This window comes from Pantoea sp. XY16 (assembly GCF_025153065.1).
Taxonomy (GTDB): domain Bacteria; phylum Pseudomonadota; class Gammaproteobacteria; order Enterobacterales; family Enterobacteriaceae; genus Pantoea; species Pantoea alfalfae.
Window position 1 is genome coordinate 329,607 of the sequence record NZ_JANZNP010000006.1, and the last position, 18,397, is coordinate 348,003.

Below are 18,397 nucleotides of genomic sequence, written 5' to 3' on the forward strand. Positions count from 1 at the left end.
AGTTCGGGCTATCTTACTTGCCATTTTGCTTCCCGATAGTGCTCGCAATCCTCACATACCTCGGTATGCTCCGGTTGCTGTGCGCTGGCGGTAGCCAAACTGGCCGCGACGATAACGCCCTTGCTCAGGACAATTTTTGACATTCTCAATGGGCAGATTAGCTAACCTGCCCCGCTCATCAATCTTTAAATCACCAGCAGCAGAGCCAGCACCAGCACGGCACCCACGCTCATTGACGCAACGTACCAGCGCAGGTAGCCATTCTCACTGACCACCAGGCCTTTGTTGGCAATGCGTGACAGCAGCGCAGGCAGGTTCATCAGACCATTCAGTGGATCGCGCTTCAGCAGCCACGCAATACCCAGGTAAGGTTTGACGAACACTTTATCGTAGAGCCAGTCAAAGCCCCAGGCCGCAAACCACCAGGTGCCGAAGAAACGGCCTGGCGCACTGTTTGCAATGCGGGTAACCAGCTCACGTTTGCCCAGCCACAGCGCGGCAGCGATCAGAATGCCAACGATCGCGACCACGCCCGAGGTGATTTCCAGTCCCACTTTGCCCGCTTCACCGAACTCGCTGGCTGGCAGTACACCTGCCAGCGGTGGCGTGATCAGCGCACCAATAAAGGTGGAGAGCAGCAGCAGCACAATCAGCGGCAGATGATGGGTAATGCCTTTACCTGCGTGCGCATGAATTTTCTCTTCGCCATGGAACACAATGAAGATCATGCGGAAGGTATAGATAGAGGTCAGGAACGCCCCCACCAGACCCGCGACCATCAGATTGATGTGACCGTTAGCCAGTGCGCCAAACAGAATCTCATCTTTACTGTAGAAGCCCGCCGTAATCAGCGGCAGTGCCGCCAGTGCCGCGCCGCCTACCAGGAAGCAGGTGTAGACCAGCGGAATGCTCTTACGCAGGCCACCCATTTTAAAGATGTTCTGTTCGTGATGGCAGGCCAGAATCACTGAACCCGAAGAGAGGAACAGTAACGCTTTAAAGAAGGCGTGCGTCATCAGATGGAAAATCGCCGCATCCCACGCCTGAACACCCAGCGCCAGGAACATATAGCCAATCTGGCTCATGGTGGAGTAAGCGAGAACGCGTTTGATGTCGGTCTGCACCAGCGCGGCAAAGCCTGCCAGCACCAGGGTAATTGCCCCGATGATGCCGACCAGATGCAGCACTTCCGGCGTCAGCAGGAAGAGACCGTGGCTGCGGGCAATCAGGTAAACACCTGCCGTCACCATGGTCGCGGCGTGGATAAGTGCTGAAACCGGTGTCGGACCGGCCATCGCATCTGCCAGCCAGGTCTGTAACGGCAGCTGTGCCGATTTACCGACCGCGCCACCCAGCAGCATCAGCGTTGCCCACTGCAGCATATGGTTATCTGCGGCAAAGTGCGCAGGAGCCAGCTCCATCATCTCGCGGAAGTTCAGCGTGCCCAGCTCGTTGTAGAGAATGAACAAGCCAAATGCCAGGAAGACGTCGCCCACGCGGGTGATGATGAACGCTTTCATCGCCGCTTTGCCGTTTTCCGGATTGCTGTAGTAGAAACCGATCAGCAGATAAGAGCAGAGCCCTACCCCTTCCCAGCCCAGATACATCAGCATCAGGTTATCGGCCAGCACCAGAATAACCATGCTGGCGATAAACAGGTTGGTATAGGCGAAGAAGCGGGAGTAGCCCTCTTCTCCACGCATGTACCAGGAGGCAAACATATGAATGAAGAAGCCGACGCCGGTCACCACCGACAGCATGGTCAGCGACAGGCCATCCAGCGTCAGGTTCACCTTCATGTCGAAGTTGCCGACATGCATCCAGGTCCAGAGTGACTGAGTATAAGCTTGCTGACCACTGGCGAAGAACTCGAAACCGATCAACGCCGTCGTCAGTGCGGCCAGACCCACCGATCCCATACCTACCGTGGCCGACAGGTTCTCAGACCAGCGACCGCGGGAAAACGCTAACAGCAGAAAGCCGATCAGCGGAAACAAGACAGTTAAATAGAGAAGATTCATCCGCGCATCTCGCTCACAGTATCAATGTTCAGCGTCTGACGACGACGATAGAGCTGAAGCAGCAGTGCCAGACCAATACTGGCTTCCGCTGCCGCCAGGCTGATCGCCAGGATATACATCACCTGTCCATCGGCCTGACCCCAGTAGCTCCCGGCAACCACCAGAGCTAAAGCGGCGGCGTTGATCATGATTTCAAGGCCGATCAGCATAAACAGCAGATTGCGGCGTATCACCAGCGACGTCAGTCCAAGGACAAACAGCACGGCAGCAAGAATCAATCCATGTTGTAACGGGATCATGCGTTCTCCTTTTTCACCTGAGCGGCATCAGCATTGCGGTTACTCAGGACTTCGCCCTGACGCTCTTCACGACCGATATGGAACGCCACGACCAGACCCGCCAGCAGCAGCATAGAGGCCAGTTCGACCGCCAGTACGTAAGGACCAAACAGGCTGATGCCGACCGCTTTAGCGTCGATGATGGTGCCATCAATGCCCTGGTCATTCGCCGTCAGAATGGCGTAGATCATTACCACCAGCAGTAGTAACGAAACGATGCCCGGACCAATCCACAGCGACGGACTGAGCCACTCACGCTCCTGCTTCTCAGTCTGTTTGCCCAGGTTCAGCATCATGACCACGAAGACGAACAGCACCATGATGGCCCCGGCGTAAACGATGATCTCCAGCGCACCGGCAAAATAGGCTCCCATTGAGAAGAAGACGCCCGCGATCGATAACAGCGAAACGATCAGGTACAGCAATGCATGTACCGGATTAGTGTGGGTAATGACGCGCAACGTCGTCAGCACCGCCACCAGTCCGCAAAGATAAAACGCAAATTCCATGCCTTGCTCCTTAAGGTAATAAGCCTTTGACGTCGATAGGCTTCGCTTCGTTTTCTGCTTCGCCCTTATCTTTACCGTCAATCGCCATACCTGCCATGCGGTAGAAGTTGTACTCCGGATATTTACCCGGCCCCGAAATCAGCAGATCGTCCTTCTCATACACCAGATCCTGACGCTTAAACTCACCCAGTTCGAAATCGGGAGTCAGCTGAATCGCCGTGGTCGGACAGGCTTCTTCACACATGCCGCAGAAGATGCAGCGTGAGAAGTTGATTCGGAAGAACTCCGGGTACCAGCGGCCATCTTTGGTTTCTGCTTTCTGCAGCGAGATACAGCCAACCGGACAGGCAACCGCACACAGGTTACAGGCGACGCAACGCTCCTGACCATCCGGATCGCGGGTTAACACGATACGGCCACGATAGCGTGGTGGCAGATAAACCGGCTCTTCCGGATACATCTGAGTTTCACGTTTGGCGAAGGCGTGCAGCCCGATCAGCCAGATACTGCGAACTGTCGTGCCAAAGCCTACGACAATATCTTTCAAAGTCATTTGTTAACCCCTTACGGCGCTGTGTAGAGAATCACTGCGGCAGTCGCCAGCAGGTTCAACAGCGTCAACGGCAGACACACTTTCCAGCCGAATGACAGCACCTGGTCGTAGCGCGGACGCGGAAGCGCAGCACGAATCAGGATGAACATCATCATAAAGAACGCCGTTTTCAGGGCGAACCAGATGAACGGCGGCAGGAATGGGCCGTGCCAGCCACCAAAGAACAGCGTTACGATCAGCGCTGAAACGGTGGTAATCGCCACATATTCGCCAACAAAGAACAGACCGAACTTCATACCGGCATATTCAATGTGGTAGCCGTCCGCCAGTTCCTGCTCCGCTTCTGGCTGGTCAAACGGATGACGGTGACACACCGCCACGCCCGCAATACAGAAGGTCACGAAGCCGAAGAACTGCGGAATGATGTTCCACAGATGCGTCTGGCTGTTGACGATATCGTTCATATTGAACGAGCCCGCCTGCGCTACCACACCCATCAGCGACAGCCCCAGGAACACTTCATAGCTCAGGGTCTGTGCCGAGGCGCGCATCGCACCCAGCAGCGAGTATTTGTTATTACTCGACCAGCCGGCAAACAGCACTGCGTAGACCGCAAGGCCCGCCATCATCAGGAAGAACAGCAGACCGATATTCAGGTCTGTTACCATCCAGGTTGGCGAAACCGGCACGATAGCAAAGGCCAGTAGCAGTGAAACAAAGGCGATAACCGGCGCAAGGGTAAAGATAAAGCGGTCGGTAAACGGCGGAACCCAGTCCTCTTTGAAGAACATTTTGATCATGTCCGCCACCAGCTGGAGCGAACCGCCCCAGCCTACGCGGTTTGGCCCATAACGGTTCTGGAACAGGCCGAGCAGACGACGCTCAGCGAAGCTCATGAACGCGCCGCAGGCCACCACCACCAGCAGAATCACGATGGCTTTAACAATGGCCAGCAGAATGTCGATCACGTCCGGTGTTAACCAGCTCATTGCGCTGCCTCCTGCAGAGTGTCGATTTTACCGTTCGCCAGGAATGGTGGAACGCCCGGCATTCCCAGCGGCAGACCAATCTGTCCCGCCTGCAGTGACGCCGAGAAACGGACCGGCAGACGCACTGTCTCTCCGGCACAGCTGAACTCCACCGCCGCACCATTGTTGACGCCCAGCTTCGCCGCATCCTCCGGGTTTATCACCAGCGCAGGCTCAGCCATACGCTGCTGGAAGACCGGTGAACGCTGTGACATCTCTTCGCTGCCGAACAACCGGTGAAGAGGCGCCACGCGCCACTGTGCATCACTGACAAAGGCTTTTGGTACGGTCGTAAACCACGGCAACTCACTCGAGCTGGCTTCAAACAGGCGCACGCCCGGATCGCCATGACGCAGTTTGCCGCCCACTTCCGCCTGGAATTTGTTCCACGCCTGTGGTGAGTTCCAGCCTGGTGCCCAGGCAAACGGAATCTGTGAACGCGGTGCGCCTGGCTGATTGTTCCCTTCCATTGAGAAGGCGAACATCGTGTCCTGATCCTGCGGCTGACGCGGTTCGTGCACGCTGATATTCGCGCGCGCCGCGGTACGGCCACTGGCACGGTGCGGTGAACGCGACAGTTTCTGTCCGCGAATGCGGAAGCTGGCGTCAGGTGCGGCTTCTTTAATACCCGCGAGCTGTGGCAGACGGGTGACTACCGCATCGATCACGTGATCGAGCTGCGTCCAGTCCACATGACGGCTTTCCAGCGTGCTGTGCAGTGAATGCAGCCAGCGCCAGCTCTCCAGCATCACAATGTTGTTGTCGTAATAAGCAGGATCATAAACCTGGAAGAAACGCTGAGCGCGGCCTTCATGGTTAATTGAGGTACCGTCGCTTTCGGCGAAGCTGGCGGTTGAGAGCACCAGACCCGCTTTCTCCAGCGTTGGGGTACGCTGATGATCCACCACAATCACGTTAGTGGTCTGAGCCAGCGCCGCATCCACCAGCGCTTTCGGCGCATGGCGATAAAGGTCATTTTCCAGCACTACCAGGGCATCAGCTTCACCGTTGCTCAGCTGCTCCAGCGCCTGCTCCAGCGGATTGCCGCCAATCATGCCCAGCCCGATGCTGTTCGCGTGACCCGCCAGCAGGGTAATGCCGACATCTGCACCACGTGCCTTGAGGGCTTTCGCCACGTTAGCAGCGGCTTCAATGACTGCGCTGCTGCCTGAGTGAGTTCCGGAGATAATTAATGGCTTTTTCGCGCCGGCCAGCGCCTGAACGACAACATCCATTTTCCCGCTGAGTTTGCTGTCGAAATCGGTGACTGCAGGCGCAGATTCATCCAGCGCACTGGCGATAGCGAAGCCGAGGCGCGCCTGATCTTCAACCGGTGCACGATAGCTCCATGCCGCGATATCATCCAGACGGGTTTCATCAACGTGCGTAACAAACAGCGGATGTTTCGCGTTCTGACCGATGTTCATGATGGCGGCGATCTGCCAGTCTGCGACTTTCTGCGCAGCGGCCATATCACGCGCTTTGCCTTTTACTGCCTGGCGCACAGAGAGTGCCACACGAGCACCCACCTGTGTCAGGTCTTCACCCAGTACCAGCACCGCATCGTAGCTTTCAATTTCACGCAGCGATGGCGTATAGATTCCGCCCTCGCGCAGGACTTTCAGCATGAGTTCAAGACGGGCCTGCTCATCCGCTGGCATGCCGGTTGAGAAGTTCTCTGCACCCACCAGTTCACGAAGGGCGAAGTTACTTTCAATGCTGGCGCGCGGCGAGCCAATACCGATCACTTTCTTCGCCTGACGCAGCAAATCTGCTCCGGCGTTGACCGCCTGCTCTGCGTTCAGCGTGACCCAGTCGTTGCCGCGCAGCAGCATCGGCTGACGTGGGCGATCTTTGCGGTTCACGTAGCCATAGCCAAAGCGGCCACGGTCACACAGGAAGTAGTGGTTTACGGTACCGTTATAGCGGTTTTCAATACGGCGTAACTCACCATAACGCTCACCCGGGCTGGTGTTACAGCCGACGCTGCACTGCTGACAGATGCTCGGTGCAAACTGCATATCCCATTTACGGTTATAGCGTTCGGAGTGCGTTTTATCGGTGAAGACGCCGGTCGGGCAAATTTCAACCAGGTTGCCGGAGAATTCGCTCTCCAGCGTGCCATCTTCCGGGCGACCGAAGTAGACGTTGTCGTGCGCGCCGTAGACACCCAGATCTTTGCCATCGGCATAATCTTTGTAGTAGCGCACGCAGCGGTAACAGGCGATACAGCGGTTCATCTCATGAGAGATGAACGGGCCGAGATCCTGATTACGGTGAGTACGCTTAGTGAAGCGATAGCGACGGAAGCTGTGGCCGGTCATCACTGTCATATCCTGCAGGTGACAGTTACCGCCCTCTTCACACACCGGGCAGTCGTGCGGGTGGTTGGTCATCAGCCACTCCACCACGCTTTCGCGGAACTCTTTCGCTTCGCCATCATCGATGGAGATGAATGTGCCGTCAGAGGCCGGCGTCATGCAGGACATGACAAGACGGCCGCGGGTATCTTCGGCATTCTGGAATTGCTTTACCGCACACTGGCGGCAGGCCCCAACGCTTCCCAGCGCCGGATGCCAGCAAAAGTAAGGAATATCAAGGCCCAGAGAGAGACACGCCTGTAGCAGGTTGTCCGCTCCGTTCACATCATACTCTTTACCGTCTACATGAATTGTAGCCATAGTGACATGCTTCCGTAAGGCTCGTCAGAGACGAGCGTTAATCATATTCTTGCCCCGACGCACGACATTGTCGGGGCGGCGGCACCAGGCCTGTTCCGTGTGATGCGGTGAATTACCAGCGCGCTTTCAGCAGGTTTGGCTGGATCCCACCAATAGCGCGGGTATTGCCAAACACCTGCGGTGCCATGCCAGCTTCAAACTCTTCACGGAAATATTTAATGGCACTCTGTAGCGGCTCAACCGCACCCGGCGCATGCGCGCAGAAGGTTTTACCCGGGCCAAGCTGACGGCAGAGTTGCAGTAAGGTTTCGATATCCCCTGGCTGACCCTGTTTCTGCTCCAGCGCACGCAAAATTTTCACGCTCCACGGCAGGCCATCGCGACACGGCGTACACCAGCCACACGACTCACGGGCAAAGAACTCTTCCAGGTTACGCACCAGCGAAACCATATTGATTTCGTGATCGACCGCCATCGCCAGTGCGGTGCCCAGACGGCTGCCCGCTTTACCAATGCTGGCAAATTCCATCGGCAGATCCAGGTGCTGGTCGGTCAGGAAGTCGGTTCCTGCGCCGCCAGGCTGCCAGGCTTTGAACTTCAGCCCGTCACGCATGCCGCCCGCATAATCTTCAAGAATTTCACGCGCGGTGATACCGAATGGCAGCTCCCAGACGCCAGGATTTTTCACCCGTCCGGAGAAGCCCATCATTTTGGTACCGGCATCTTCGCTTTTAGAGATGTTTTTGTACCACTCGACGCCATTGGCCAGAATCGCCGGGACGTTGGAGAGGGTTTCCACGTTGTTCACGCAGGTCGGTTTGCCCCACGCGCCCGCACTCGCCGGAAATGGCGGCTTGGAACGCGGGTTAGCACGACGGCCTTCCAGTGAGTTAATCAGTGCCGTCTCTTCGCCGCAGATATAACGACCTGCGCCGGTGTGAACAATCAGCTCAAAGTCGAAGCCGGTACCCAGAATATTTTTACCGATATAGCCCGCTTCCGTCGCTTCAGCAATCGCACGACGCAGATGCACCGCGGCTTCAATGTATTCGCCACGTAAGAAGATATAGCCACGGTAAGCCTTCAGCGCAAAGGCGCTGATCAGCATTCCTTCCACCAGCTGGTGAGGCATCTGCTCCATCAGCAGGCGGTCTTTATAGGTGCCCGGCTCCATCTCATCAGCGTTACACAGCAGGTAGCGGATGTTCATCGACTCATCTTTCGGCATCAGGCTCCACTTCAGACCGGTAGAGAAGCCTGCACCGCCGCGCCCTTTCAGGCCGGAATCTTTCACTGCTGCGACGATTTCATCCTGCGACATGCTTTTCAGCGCTTTTTCCGCACCGGCATAGCCGTTTTTGCTGCGGTATTCATCAAGCCAGACAGGTTGCTTGTCGTCACGCATCCGCCAGGTCAGCGGATGGGTTTCAGCAGTACGAATGATCTGTTTAATTGTCATTGATACTGCTCCAGTAAACCAGGGATGCCTTCCGGCGTCAGATGCACATGCGTGTCTTCATCTACCATCATCGTTGGGCCCTTGTCGCAGTTGCCCAGACAGCAGGTTGGCAGCAGCGTAAAGCGGCCATCAGCCGTGGTCTGACCCGGTTTGATATTCAGTTGCTGTTCCAGTGCTGACTGGATGCCCTGATAACCGGTGATATGACACACCACGCTGTCACAGTAACGGATCACATGACGACCCACCGGCTGACGGAAAATCTGGCTGTAAAATGTCGCCACACCTTCAACATCACTTGCCGGGATACCCAGGACTTCGGCAATCGCGTTGATTGCACCGTCCGGCACCCAGCCACGCTGTTTCTGCACGATCTTCAGCGCTTCAATTGAGGCTGCACGCGCGTCTTCGTAATGGTGTTTTTCGTGCTCAATAGCGTGATGCTCTTCCGCGCTCAGCACGAAGACCTCGTTAGGGTCGATCGTTTTAATGGCAATGTGTTGATCGTGCATAATTAGCGGTCCACGTCTGACATAACAAAATCGATACTACCCAGATATACGATCAGGTCGGATACCAGGCTGCCACGGATTACGGAAGGAATCTGCTGCAGATGCGGGAAGCTCGGCGTACGCACGCGGGTGCGGTAGCTCATGGTGCTGCCATCGCTGGTCAGGTAGTAGCTGTTGATCCCTTTCGTCGCTTCAATCATCTGGAACGATTCATTGGCAGGCATAACCGGCCCCCACGACACCTGCAGGAAGTGTGTGATCAGCGTTTCAATGTGCTGCAGCGTGCGCTCTTTAGGTGGCGGCGTGGTCAGCGGATGATCCGCTTTAAACGGCCCCTCTGGCATGTTGTTGAGACACTGCTCAAGAATGCGCAGCGATTGCCACATCTCTTCCATTTTCAGCATGACGCGGCTGTAAGCATCGCTGACGCCGTCGCCAACCGGGATTTCAAAATCGAAGTTTTCGTAGCCGGAGTATGGACGCCATTTACGTACGTCAAAGTCGAGACCTGTCGCACGCAGACCAGCACCAGTAGTGCCCCACGCCAGCGCCTCTTCCATGTTGTAAGCGGCAACGCCTTTGGAGCGGCCAATAAGTACGCTGTTGCGCAGTGCCGCTTTGTCATACTCTTTAAGACGTTTTGGCATCCAGTCGAGGAAGTCACGCAGCAGACGTTCCCAGCCTCGCGGCAGGTCATGCGCGACGCCACCGATACGGAACCACGCCGGGTGCATACGGAAACCGGTAATCGCCTCAACCACGTCATAGATTTTCTGACGGTCGGTAAAGGCAAAGAACACCGGCGTCATGGCCCCGACGTCCTGAATAAAGGTGGAGATATAAAGCAGGTGGCTGTTGATGCGGAACAGCTCAGAGAGCATCACGCGGATCACGTTAACGCGATCGGGCACCACGATACCGGCCAGTTTTTCCACCGCCAGTACGTACGGCATCTCGTTTACGCAGCCGCCGAGGTACTCGATGCGGTCAGTGTAAGGAATGTAGCTGTGCCACGACTGACGCTCGCCCATCTTTTCAGCACCACGGTGGTGATAACCGATGTCAGGCACGCAGTCGACAATCTCTTCACCATCCAGCTGCAGAATGATGCGGAACGCACCGTGCGCCGACGGGTGGTTAGGCCCGAGGTTCAGGAACATGAAGTCTTCGTTAGTGGTACTACGTTTCATACCCCAGTCTTCAGGCTTAAAGGTCAGCGCCTCCATCTCTAAATCTTCTTTCTGCCTGGTCAGCGTGAAAGGATCGAATTCAGTGGCACGCGCCGGGTAATCTTTACGCAGCGGATGACCTTCCCAGGTCGACGGCATCATGATGCGCGTCAGATGCGGGTGGCCATCAAAGGTGATACCAAACATTTCCCAGGTTTCACGCTCATACCAGTTGGCATTCGGGAAAAGACGGGTAATGGTCGGCAGATGCATGTCGTTTTCTGAGAGTGCCACCTTGAGCATGATGTCGCGGTTGCGTTCAATCGACAGCAGGTGGTAGAAAACGGAGAAATCCGCCGCAGGCAGGCCTGCACGGTGGGTACGTAAACGCTCATCCACGCCATGCAGGTCATACAGCATGACGTAAGGCTTGGGTAATTTACGCAGGAACTCGATAATTTCCAGTATCTGTTCACGCTTCACCCACACCACCGGGATACCGGTACGGGTTGGCTGAACAGTGAAGGCATCCGGCCCAAAACGGTTACGCAACTCGCCGATCACCGGGTCATCAAGGTGATCACGGGTTTGCCATAGAGGCTGAGCGAGATCTTGCGTGGTCAAATCTGTCATACGTTACTCACCATTCCGGCCTGGTCTCAGGCACTCAAATGAAGGCGTCAGGATGGGGCCATGCATTAAATTGTGATGTTCTGCTGCAGGCGCTGTTTTCCATCCATACGGTTTTAAACTTCGTCCGGGCTGCGCAGATTTGTGACTGCGATGCGCTCGCCGCGTTTTCTTTCACGCTCTGAAGGCATATTGGCGCGGTAAACGCCCTGATCGCCGACAACCCATGAAAGCGGACGGCGCTCTTTGCCGATCGATTCCTGCAGCAGCAGCAGTGCCTGCATGTAGGCTTCAGGACGTGGCGGGCAGCCAGGAATGTAAACATCGACCGGCAGGAATTTATCGACGCCCTGCACCACCGAATAGATGTCATACATACCGCCCGAGTTGGCGCAGGCACCCATGGAGATCACCCATTTTGGTTCCAGCATCTGATCGTATAAACGCTGAATAACCGGAGCCATTTTAGTAAATGGCGTACCGGCAATAACCATGAAATCCGCCTGACGTGGCGAGGCACGCATAACTTCAGCACCAAAACGCGCCACGTCGTGGACCGCGGTAAACGATGTTGTCATCTCTACGTAACAACATGACAGGCCAAAGTTATAAGGCCAGAGGGAGTTTTTACGTCCCCAGTTCACCATGTCATGCAGGGCATTTTCGAGTTTGCCCATATAAACGCTGCGATGAACGTGCTGCTCCAGCGGATCGCTGACGATTTCCTGCTTTTGCAGAGGATAACGGTCGTTCTCACCACCGTTCGGGTCTATGCGGGTGAGCGTATAGTCCATCTTATTGCCTCTCTTTTACTGCTTATGAGGATTGGTGTGGCTGACCGTAGTGGTTTTCACCACCACGCGACGGCGAGCTGGCGCCCAGTCCAGTGCGCCAATGCGTACCAGATAGACCAGACCCGCCAGGAGCACCAAAATGAAAATTGCGGCTTCCACAAAGCCGATCCAACCGCTTTCACGGATTGAAGTCGCCCATGCGTATAAAAAGAGGGCTTCGACGTCGAAAATGACGAAAAACATCGCAACCAGATAAAATTTCGCCGAGAGGCGGATATGGGTATCACCAACGGATTCGATGCCCGATTCGAATGGCGTGTCTTTGTAGCGGGCGCGCGCTCTGCCGCCAAGCAGCCATCCTCCGGTCAGCATGAAAGCACACAGGCCAAAGGCAATAACGATAAATACGATAAACGCCCAGTGCTGAGCGATGATTTCGGTGGTAGTTGACATACTCATTGCTTACTCATCAAAAGTGGCGCTGGCATCCTGCACGCGTTTCCCGCAGCAAACTGACCACATCGATTCAAGGGAAGGGTAAAAACCTTTTAAATGTTGCTGTTATCAGGTAATAAGCAGCCATTTTATGGGGTTTTTACTCCTTTCTATAACCTTTTGTCAACTTTGACAAAAGTATCCAAACATTATTTCACACCTGCATCATATTATTAACAAATGATGCCCCGCTTTCCAGCTAAATCGCTTCAGTCTGTAGGGTTAATTTTAGTGTAGCGGGTATTCACATGCATGGATCGTGCATTTAACAAACATATTTTGACAGGTATGACTCTGTTTTCCTTCCCCTTATCAGGGGTATTTTCTTGATCCAGAACACAGTTCTGCCCTTTTTGCGTTAAATTTCTTCACCTCAAGCTGCAATCCGGAACAAATGGTTCATTTAGTCGGTTGGCAAGTTTCAGTTCGTTAGTGAGTGAAATGTAGTGAGGGTTTTACATCAGGCAGAGTGGCAGGTGGGAAAAGTCTGAAGAGTGTCAGAAATAAAAAAGCCTCTCATTCTGTTCAGGAAAAGAGAGGCCTATGTATAAGCGTTTGTTAAGGCAATCACGCCAGTGTTGAGTACAACACGTTAGCGAAATTACTCTTCGTCATCCAGCAGCAATGTACCATCTGGATTGTTGCTCAGGTTATAAGGATCATTGGTGGACTGCATGGCGTTGAAGATTGCCAGCGCCAGCTCATTATCGCTGTCAGGATTGCGGCACAGCAGATATTGCGTATCTGGCAGAACCGGCAGCCCTTCCGCCGCACCCATCACGCGCAGTTCCGGGCTCATCATCTCTACCGGACGCGCAGTTACGCCCAGCCCCGCTTTCACCGCGGCACGAACTGCAGCCAGTGTGGAAGCGACATAAGAGATACGCCACGGGATACCCGCTTCATTGAGATGATCAATTGCCATATCGCGATAAGGACTTGGCTCATCCAGCAGCACCAATGGAATGGCTTCGCCGCGCTGGAAAATATAATCCGCTGCGCAGTACCACAACGTAGGTGAGGTACGCAGGACCTGATAGGTAAAGTTGCCCGGGCTGGAGGTGGTCACGACCAGGTCCACTTCACCCTGATTGAGCATTTCCATCATAAATGGATTACGTTTAACCCGCACATCGATTGCCAGTTTCGGATAAACCGAGGTTACCCGGTTTAACAGGAAAGGCAGAATAGTGTCAGAGGTATCATCAGAGGCACCAATGGTCAGGACGCCCTGAATGTTACTGTACATCAGAGATGTGCAGGCTTCGTCGTTAAAACGAAGAATTTTTCTCGCATAGCCTAAAAGCTGGATACCGTGCTCTGTTAACAGCTTGTTACGTCCATGTCTGGCAAACAGCTCTTTACCTACCAGTTGTTCCAGACGCTGCATTTGCTGACTGACTGCTGACTGCGTTCTGCAGACCGCTGCAGCGGCCGCTGCAAAGGTATTCAAATCCGCAACGGCAACGAAAGTTCTCAGCAGATCGAGGTCGAGATTAAGTATCGGACGATTTGCATTAGTCATGTTTTTTCTTCACTTATAAGATTTTTACGAACTACTACCCTGGTGTTATTACAAGCTTATCAAAGTGATAAGCAGTAATGGTGCTTAATGACAGTCCTGTGTGAAGACTGACACAAAAAAAATTTATGTGGATCCTGCACTGTTGACTCCCCTGAAAGGGCCATAGCGCTTTTCAATCCATAGTACTTTTCAAGACAGATACAACTTCTGAACCGATGGCGCTGGGGTGCGCAAATGCAGGAAGCTGCGTAGTTGTCTTATTCCCACCAGAAATAATCGGGCGGGATAAAAATCGCACTTTTCAGGCCAGTAAGACGAAGCGGCCATGTGCATTAAATAATAAATTATACTTAATCATTTTTGACTTCAAAATGGAAATGATTTTGTGAAAAGCGCTGTAAATTTTGTGCTAAAGGCATTTCCGGACCCTTATGCCACATTATTGATCACTTTTTAAGCCTTCAGCGTTCCGAAATTTAGTGAAGAAGTGTTAAGTACTGCTCACAATCCTGATAAATGCGTGCCAGAAACGCCTCGTCATTTGGTAATTTTCCGGCGATCACAAGGCCTTAAACAGGCAACTCTTAAGCAGTGTTAAGGCGTAGACGTTGCACGCGTCATAAAATTGTCCACAAAGTGAACATTTATAAAATATCCTTTAACTATTTACCTGGGTGTATATTTCAGGTGCAAAGAAAAGCGTCCTTTACATAACGTTCATATTTCATTTCACAATACCAGAGCCTTATGTTGTCTCAGCACCCCTTTAGATAGTTTAAAATATTTCCATATACATCATTTTTGGTTTTATCAACCATCTCACGCCTTGTTAAATCTTTTTTACGCTACTCACCGTCTAAAAAGTTGTCGAACCCGCCAAAACGGGGCGGCACCCTTCATTTGTGACCGGCAGGAGAGTACATTGTGCTGGTTCGATTTCAGTGGCAGCCAAAAAGGATTCTGCCCGTTAAGGCGGTAACAATGACTTTTCAAATAGATAAATCCGGAAAACTCGATAACGTCTGCTATGACATCCGTGGCCCGGTCCTGAAAGAGGCGAAGCGCCTCGAAGAAGAAGGCAATAAAGTTCTTAAACTGAACATCGGCAATCCGGCGCCGTTCGGTTTCGAAGCACCGGACGAGATTCTGGTCGATGTAATTCGTAATCTTCCCAGCGCTCAGGGCTATTGCGACTCCAAGGGGCTCTATTCCGCCCGTAAAGCGATCATGCAGCACTATCAGGCGCGCGACATGCGTGATGTCACGGTAGAAGATATCTACATTGGCAACGGCGTTTCAGAACTCATTGTCCAGGCGATGCAGGCGTTACTGAACAGCGGCGACGAAATGCTGGTGCCAGCACCTGACTATCCGTTGTGGACGGCTGCGGTTTCCCTCTCCAGCGGAAAAGCGGTGCACTATCTGTGTGATGAGTCAGCAGGCTGGTTCCCTGACCTGGATGATATCCGCAGCAAGATAACACCCCGTACCCGCGGTATTGTAATTATCAACCCGAATAACCCGACCGGCGCGGTCTACAGCAAAGAACTGCTGTTAGAGGTGGTTGAAATTGCGCGTCAGCATAACCTGATCATCTTTGCTGATGAGATCTACGACAAGATCCTTTACGACGAGGCACAGCACCACTGCATCGCTGCCCTGGCCCCGGATCTGCTGACCGTGACCTTCAATGGCCTGTCTAAAACCTATCGTGTAGCCGGCTTCCGTCAGGGCTGGATGGTACTCAACGGGCCGAAGAAACATGCGAAAGGCTACATTGAAGGGCTGGAGATGCTGGCGTCTATGCGCCTGTGTGCCAACGTACCGGCCCAGCATGCCATCCAGACAGCGCTCGGCGGCTACCAGAGCATCAGCGAATTTATCATGCCTGGCGGTCGTCTTTATGAGCAGCGCCAGCGTGCCTGGGAATTGATCAACGATATTCCCGGCGTCAGCTGTGTGAAGCCGCAGGGCGCGCTCTACATGTTCCCAAAAATTGACGCCAAAAAATTTAATATCTTTGACGATCAAAAAATGGTGCTGGATTTTCTCCTTCAGGAGAAGGTGCTGCTGGTACAGGGTAGCGCGTTCAACTGGCCATGGCCCGATCACCTGCGCATTGTTACGCTGCCTCGTGTGGATGATCTGGAGATGGCGATTAATAAATTTGGTCGCTTCCTGCAAGGCTATCGCCAGTAATCACGCCCGCGTATACTGATGCTATTTGGGGAGAGCCTGTCTCTCCCCTGCCTGCTAACAGGAACGCTCATGACACAAAGCCACTTCTTTGCTCACCTCTCCCGTCTTAAGCTGATCAACCGCTGGCCACTGATGCGCAATGTGCGTACCGAGAATGTTTCTGAACACAGTCTGCAGGTCGCCATGGTGGCGCACGCGCTGGCCGTCATCAAAAATCTTAAATTTGGCGGCTCGCTTAATGCCGACCGCATCGCCATGCTGGCGCTTTATCATGACGCCAGCGAAGTGCTCACCGGCGATTTACCCACTCCGGTTAAGTATTACAACGCACAGATTGCCCACGAATATAAGAAAATCGAGAAGATTGCCCAGCAGAAGCTGATTGAGATGCTGCCGGAAGAGTTTCAGGCAATCTATCGCCCGCTGATTGATGAGCATCTGCACAGTGAAGAGGAGCAGGCCGTTGTGAAACAGGCGGATGCACTCTGCGCCTACGTTAAGTGTCTTGAGGAGTTGTCTGCCGGAAATAACGAATTTTTACTGGCCAAAGCGCGACTGGAAAAGACGTTAGCGCAGCGGCGTTCGCTGGAGATGGATTACTTCGTTGAGGTGTTTATTCCGAGTTTCAGCCTGTCGCTGGATGAAATTTCGCAGGATACGCCACTGTAAACCCGACGGCCTGGCCACCGGGCAAATCTTTAAGCCTGCTGGCTGAAGGTAAAGCTGCCGTCAGACTCGCGGGTGACAACCAGAGACGCCAGTGAGTCGAGCCGAAGCGCCACGTCATCCAGCCGCGGTGTCTCCGCCGGAGCATTGATGGCAATTACCGCACAACCCGCGTTCAGGCCGGATAAAATACCCGCGGGTGCATCTTCTGCCACCACACATGACGTCGCCGCTAACCCCAGCTTCTCCGCACCAAGCAGGTAAGGATCGGGCTCAGGTTTGCCTTTAGCGACCTGCTCAGCGGTAATGAACACGGCGGGCTTCGGTAATCCTGCCGCTTTGTGACGGGCATGAGCGACCGGCACCGAGCCAGAGGTGACTATCGCCCAGGGAATCTGCAACTCATTCAGCCGGTTCAGCAGCGCATGGGCGCCTGGCAGCGCCTGCACACCGTCGGTGTCTGCCGCTTCAGCCTGCTCCAGCGCGACAAACTCTGCCTGGATAGCCTCTTCCGACTGGCCTGCCATGAAATGACGCAGAGAGGTAATCGCCTGTTTGCCATGGATGAAATCCAGGATCTCATCAGCGGCGATACCATGACGGGCACCCCACTGGCTCCAGGCTCGTTCAACCGCTGGCAGTGAATCTACCAGCGTGCCGTCTAAATCAAATAGAAAACCTCTGTAGGTCACGCGCTTCTCCTCATCAGGCATTAATCACTTGCGCAATTTCGTTTGCACTTAAATGGTACTGGCGCGGACAAGTCTGCCACAAAGCTAACATCCGTTGATACTTTTCCCACATCGGGGTCTGCGCGTTAAAACCGTGTGTACCGGAATCGAAGTGGGTATAACGCCCTTCGGTATTGACCATAAAACGGACGTAGCCCAGCAGGCGTGCTTCTGTTGCCGCATCAAAGCCCAGAAAGGCGAGACGGCGCTCCTCAACCTGACTTTTCTCTTTAAGATTCGACCAGGAGACGTGCAGTGCGTGATGCATCTCCATTATGTCGATCACTGTCCGGCAGATCGCTTCACTCAGTTCGCCAAACTCTTTATCCAGCTCGCGCATCTGCAGCGCATAACCGCGTTCGATAATGGTCTGGTAACGGCGAAAACGTTCAGCGTTTTCCGGCTCAAGCATGGCCATGATTTTGTACTGGTTGGTAAGAATCAGACGCTGCGCATGGGTCATTTCCATCATTTACTCCCGGTCAGAGACCGCTCAGTTAATCGACAATGGAGAAATGATTGCACAGCGTTAGCAACACGGGAATCGCCGTATCGCCTTTCTTTGATTTAGCCGCAGGTTAGCGGTAACTATTTTACCGCCAGCCCGGGATGGGTCAGAGATCGTCGAGGAAGGTGCGGTCGAGTTGTTTAAACGCCCGCTTAAGCAGATCGGCCAGTGCCTGATAAGTCGGCTTGCCTTCTACCGGTGCTATCGCCTGCCCCGCTTCTTCCAGCCGGGCACGCACTTCATGAAACCAGTTAAGCAGCGTAGGCGGTAGCGGCGTTACTGAACGCTTACCCAGCCACCACAGTCCCTGCATCGGCAGGCTGCAGGCAAACAGCGCCGTTGCTACTGCCGGACCTAACTGACCGCCCATCGCAATCTGCCAGGTCAGCGTAAAAATCGCCAGAGGTGGCATAAAGCGAATGGCGAAACGCGTTGCCGATGAAACGCGGTTTTCCGGGAACACCGGGGCCAGGCGCTTATCAGCGGGCCAGGTCTTCATATAGTGTTGGCCGCGCTGAAACATCCGAAACCAATTGGTACTGCCAGATTCATTCGCCATGGCTCACCTCAACTAATGCT

General features: G+C 54.0%; 17 protein-coding genes. 2 read left to right on the forward strand and 15 right to left on the reverse strand.

Features of this window, described 5'->3' with window-relative positions; all coding sequences use genetic code 11:
* Window positions 1-185 precede the first annotated feature (185 nt).
* The 12 genes from nuoL to lrhA form a co-directional block, all read right to left on the reverse strand.
* Window positions 186-2,021 (reverse strand): NADH-quinone oxidoreductase subunit L, encoded by a 1,836-nt coding sequence (gene nuoL, locus N1689_RS11375; protein WP_161733364.1) that lies wholly within the window; start codon window positions 2,019-2,021, stop codon window positions 186-188.
* Window positions 2,018-2,320 (reverse strand): NADH-quinone oxidoreductase subunit NuoK, encoded by a 303-nt coding sequence (gene nuoK / locus N1689_RS11380; protein ID WP_003854236.1) that lies wholly within the window; start codon window positions 2,318-2,320, stop codon window positions 2,018-2,020. Before nuoK ends, nuoL begins: the two co-directional genes overlap by 4 nt.
* Entirely contained in the window at window positions 2,317-2,868 is a 552-nt protein-coding gene (gene nuoJ, locus N1689_RS11385; RefSeq protein WP_003854237.1) for an NADH-quinone oxidoreductase subunit J, read from the reverse strand. Before nuoJ ends, nuoK begins: the two co-directional genes overlap by 4 nt.
* Before the next feature lie 10 nt (window positions 2,869-2,878).
* Complete coding sequence (gene nuoI, locus N1689_RS11390; protein ID WP_003854239.1) at window positions 2,879-3,421, reverse strand: NADH-quinone oxidoreductase subunit NuoI; 543 nt, start codon at window positions 3,419-3,421, stop codon at window positions 2,879-2,881.
* 11 nt (window positions 3,422-3,432) lie between these two features.
* Window positions 3,433-4,410: an NADH-quinone oxidoreductase subunit NuoH gene (gene nuoH / locus N1689_RS11395; RefSeq protein WP_003854240.1), complete on the reverse strand. Its 978-nt coding sequence runs from the start codon at window positions 4,408-4,410 to the stop codon at window positions 3,433-3,435.
* The gene (gene nuoG, locus N1689_RS11400; RefSeq protein WP_161733366.1) at window positions 4,407-7,130 is read right to left on the reverse strand and encodes an NADH-quinone oxidoreductase subunit NuoG; all 2,724 of its coding nucleotides are present in this window, start codon (window positions 7,128-7,130) and stop codon (window positions 4,407-4,409) included. The genes nuoH and nuoG overlap by 4 nt, the downstream gene beginning before the upstream one ends.
* A 112-nt stretch (window positions 7,131-7,242) precedes the next feature.
* Window positions 7,243-8,583, reverse strand: a complete 1,341-nt coding sequence (gene nuoF / locus N1689_RS11405; RefSeq protein WP_029519446.1) for an NADH-quinone oxidoreductase subunit NuoF — start codon at window positions 8,581-8,583, stop codon at window positions 7,243-7,245.
* A 2-nt stretch (window positions 8,584-8,585) separates the two neighbouring features.
* A complete protein-coding gene (gene nuoE, locus N1689_RS11410) occupies window positions 8,586-9,101 on the reverse strand; it encodes an NADH-quinone oxidoreductase subunit NuoE (RefSeq protein WP_010258066.1) in 516 nt (171 codons plus the stop codon).
* Between the two features lie 2 nt (window positions 9,102-9,103).
* A complete protein-coding gene (nuoC, locus tag N1689_RS11415) occupies window positions 9,104-10,903 on the reverse strand; it encodes an NADH-quinone oxidoreductase subunit C/D (RefSeq protein WP_161733368.1) in 1,800 nt (599 codons plus the stop codon).
* Between the two features lie 113 nt (window positions 10,904-11,016).
* Complete coding sequence (locus N1689_RS11420; protein ID WP_003854245.1) at window positions 11,017-11,694, reverse strand: NADH-quinone oxidoreductase subunit B family protein; 678 nt, start codon at window positions 11,692-11,694, stop codon at window positions 11,017-11,019.
* Between the two features lie 15 nt (window positions 11,695-11,709).
* Window positions 11,710-12,153, reverse strand: a complete 444-nt coding sequence (locus N1689_RS11425) for an NADH-quinone oxidoreductase subunit A (RefSeq protein WP_010258058.1) — start codon at window positions 12,151-12,153, stop codon at window positions 11,710-11,712.
* A gap of 637 nt (window positions 12,154-12,790) precedes the next feature.
* Window positions 12,791-13,714 carry a transcriptional regulator LrhA gene (lrhA, locus tag N1689_RS11430; protein WP_013358575.1) on the reverse strand — a complete coding sequence of 308 codons (924 nt, stop codon included), beginning with the start codon at window positions 13,712-13,714 and terminating at the stop codon, window positions 12,791-12,793.
* A 981-nt stretch (window positions 13,715-14,695) separates the two neighbouring features.
* Between lrhA and N1689_RS11435 the strand changes: the two genes are divergently transcribed.
* Both N1689_RS11435 and yfbR read left to right on the forward strand, forming a co-directional pair.
* Window positions 14,696-15,913 carry a pyridoxal phosphate-dependent aminotransferase gene (locus N1689_RS11435; protein WP_033733369.1) on the forward strand — a complete coding sequence of 406 codons (1,218 nt, stop codon included), beginning with the start codon at window positions 14,696-14,698 and terminating at the stop codon, window positions 15,911-15,913.
* Between the two features lie 69 nt (window positions 15,914-15,982).
* Window positions 15,983-16,582, forward strand: coding sequence for a 5'-deoxynucleotidase (gene yfbR / locus N1689_RS11440; RefSeq protein ID WP_260058919.1), 600 nt, complete (start codon window positions 15,983-15,985; stop codon window positions 16,580-16,582).
* A gap of 29 nt (window positions 16,583-16,611) precedes the next feature.
* Here yfbR and N1689_RS11445 read toward each other — a convergent pair whose 3' ends face one another.
* The 3 genes from N1689_RS11445 to yfbV all read right to left on the reverse strand — a co-directional run bounded on the left by N1689_RS11445 (window position 16,612) and on the right by yfbV (window position 18,377).
* Complete coding sequence (locus N1689_RS11445) at window positions 16,612-17,271, reverse strand: sugar phosphatase (protein ID WP_161733372.1); 660 nt, start codon at window positions 17,269-17,271, stop codon at window positions 16,612-16,614.
* 13 nt (window positions 17,272-17,284) lie between these two features.
* Window positions 17,285-17,779 (reverse strand): YfbU family protein, encoded by a 495-nt coding sequence (locus N1689_RS11450; RefSeq protein WP_161733470.1) that lies wholly within the window; start codon window positions 17,777-17,779, stop codon window positions 17,285-17,287.
* Between the two features lie 145 nt (window positions 17,780-17,924).
* On the reverse strand, window positions 17,925-18,377 hold the full coding sequence (gene yfbV, locus N1689_RS11455; RefSeq protein WP_161733374.1) for a terminus macrodomain insulation protein YfbV: 453 nt from the start codon (window positions 18,375-18,377) through the stop codon (window positions 17,925-17,927).
* Between the last annotated feature and the right edge of the window lie 20 nt (window positions 18,378-18,397).

What these genes read in the sequence shown, in the direction of transcription:
- nuoL (WP_161733364.1), bottom strand. Translation starts at nt 2,021, where the DNA reads ATGAATCTTCTCTATTTAACTGTCTTGTTTCCGCTGATCGGCTTTCTG.
- nuoK (WP_003854236.1), bottom strand. Translation starts at nt 2,320, where the DNA reads ATGATCCCGTTACAACATGGATTGATTCTTGCTGCCGTGCTGTTTGTC.
- nuoJ (WP_003854237.1), bottom strand. Translation starts at nt 2,868, where the DNA reads ATGGAATTTGCGTTTTATCTTTGCGGACTGGTGGCGGTGCTGACGACG.
- nuoI (WP_003854239.1), bottom strand. Translation starts at nt 3,421, where the DNA reads ATGACTTTGAAAGATATTGTCGTAGGCTTTGGCACGACAGTTCGCAGT.
- nuoH (WP_003854240.1), bottom strand. Translation starts at nt 4,410, where the DNA reads ATGAGCTGGTTAACACCGGACGTGATCGACATTCTGCTGGCCATTGTT.
- nuoG (WP_161733366.1), bottom strand. Translation starts at nt 7,130, where the DNA reads ATGGCTACAATTCATGTAGACGGTAAAGAGTATGATGTGAACGGAGCG.
- nuoE (WP_010258066.1), bottom strand. Translation starts at nt 9,101, where the DNA reads ATGCACGATCAACACATTGCCATTAAAACGATCGACCCTAACGAGGTC.
- nuoC (WP_161733368.1), bottom strand. Translation starts at nt 10,903, where the DNA reads ATGACAGATTTGACCACGCAAGATCTCGCTCAGCCTCTATGGCAAACC.
- N1689_RS11420 (WP_003854245.1), bottom strand. Translation starts at nt 11,694, where the DNA reads ATGGACTATACGCTCACCCGCATAGACCCGAACGGTGGTGAGAACGAC.
- N1689_RS11425 (WP_010258058.1), bottom strand. Translation starts at nt 12,153, where the DNA reads ATGAGTATGTCAACTACCACCGAAATCATCGCTCAGCACTGGGCGTTT.
- lrhA (WP_013358575.1), bottom strand. Translation starts at nt 13,714, where the DNA reads ATGACTAATGCAAATCGTCCGATACTTAATCTCGACCTCGATCTGCTG.
- N1689_RS11435 (WP_033733369.1), top strand. Translation starts at nt 14,696, where the DNA reads ATGACTTTTCAAATAGATAAATCCGGAAAACTCGATAACGTCTGCTAT.
- yfbR (WP_260058919.1), top strand. Translation starts at nt 15,983, where the DNA reads ATGACACAAAGCCACTTCTTTGCTCACCTCTCCCGTCTTAAGCTGATC.
- N1689_RS11450 (WP_161733470.1), bottom strand. Translation starts at nt 17,779, where the DNA reads ATGGAAATGACCCATGCGCAGCGTCTGATTCTTACCAACCAGTACAAA.
- yfbV (WP_161733374.1), bottom strand. Translation starts at nt 18,377, where the DNA reads ATGGCGAATGAATCTGGCAGTACCAATTGGTTTCGGATGTTTCAGCGC.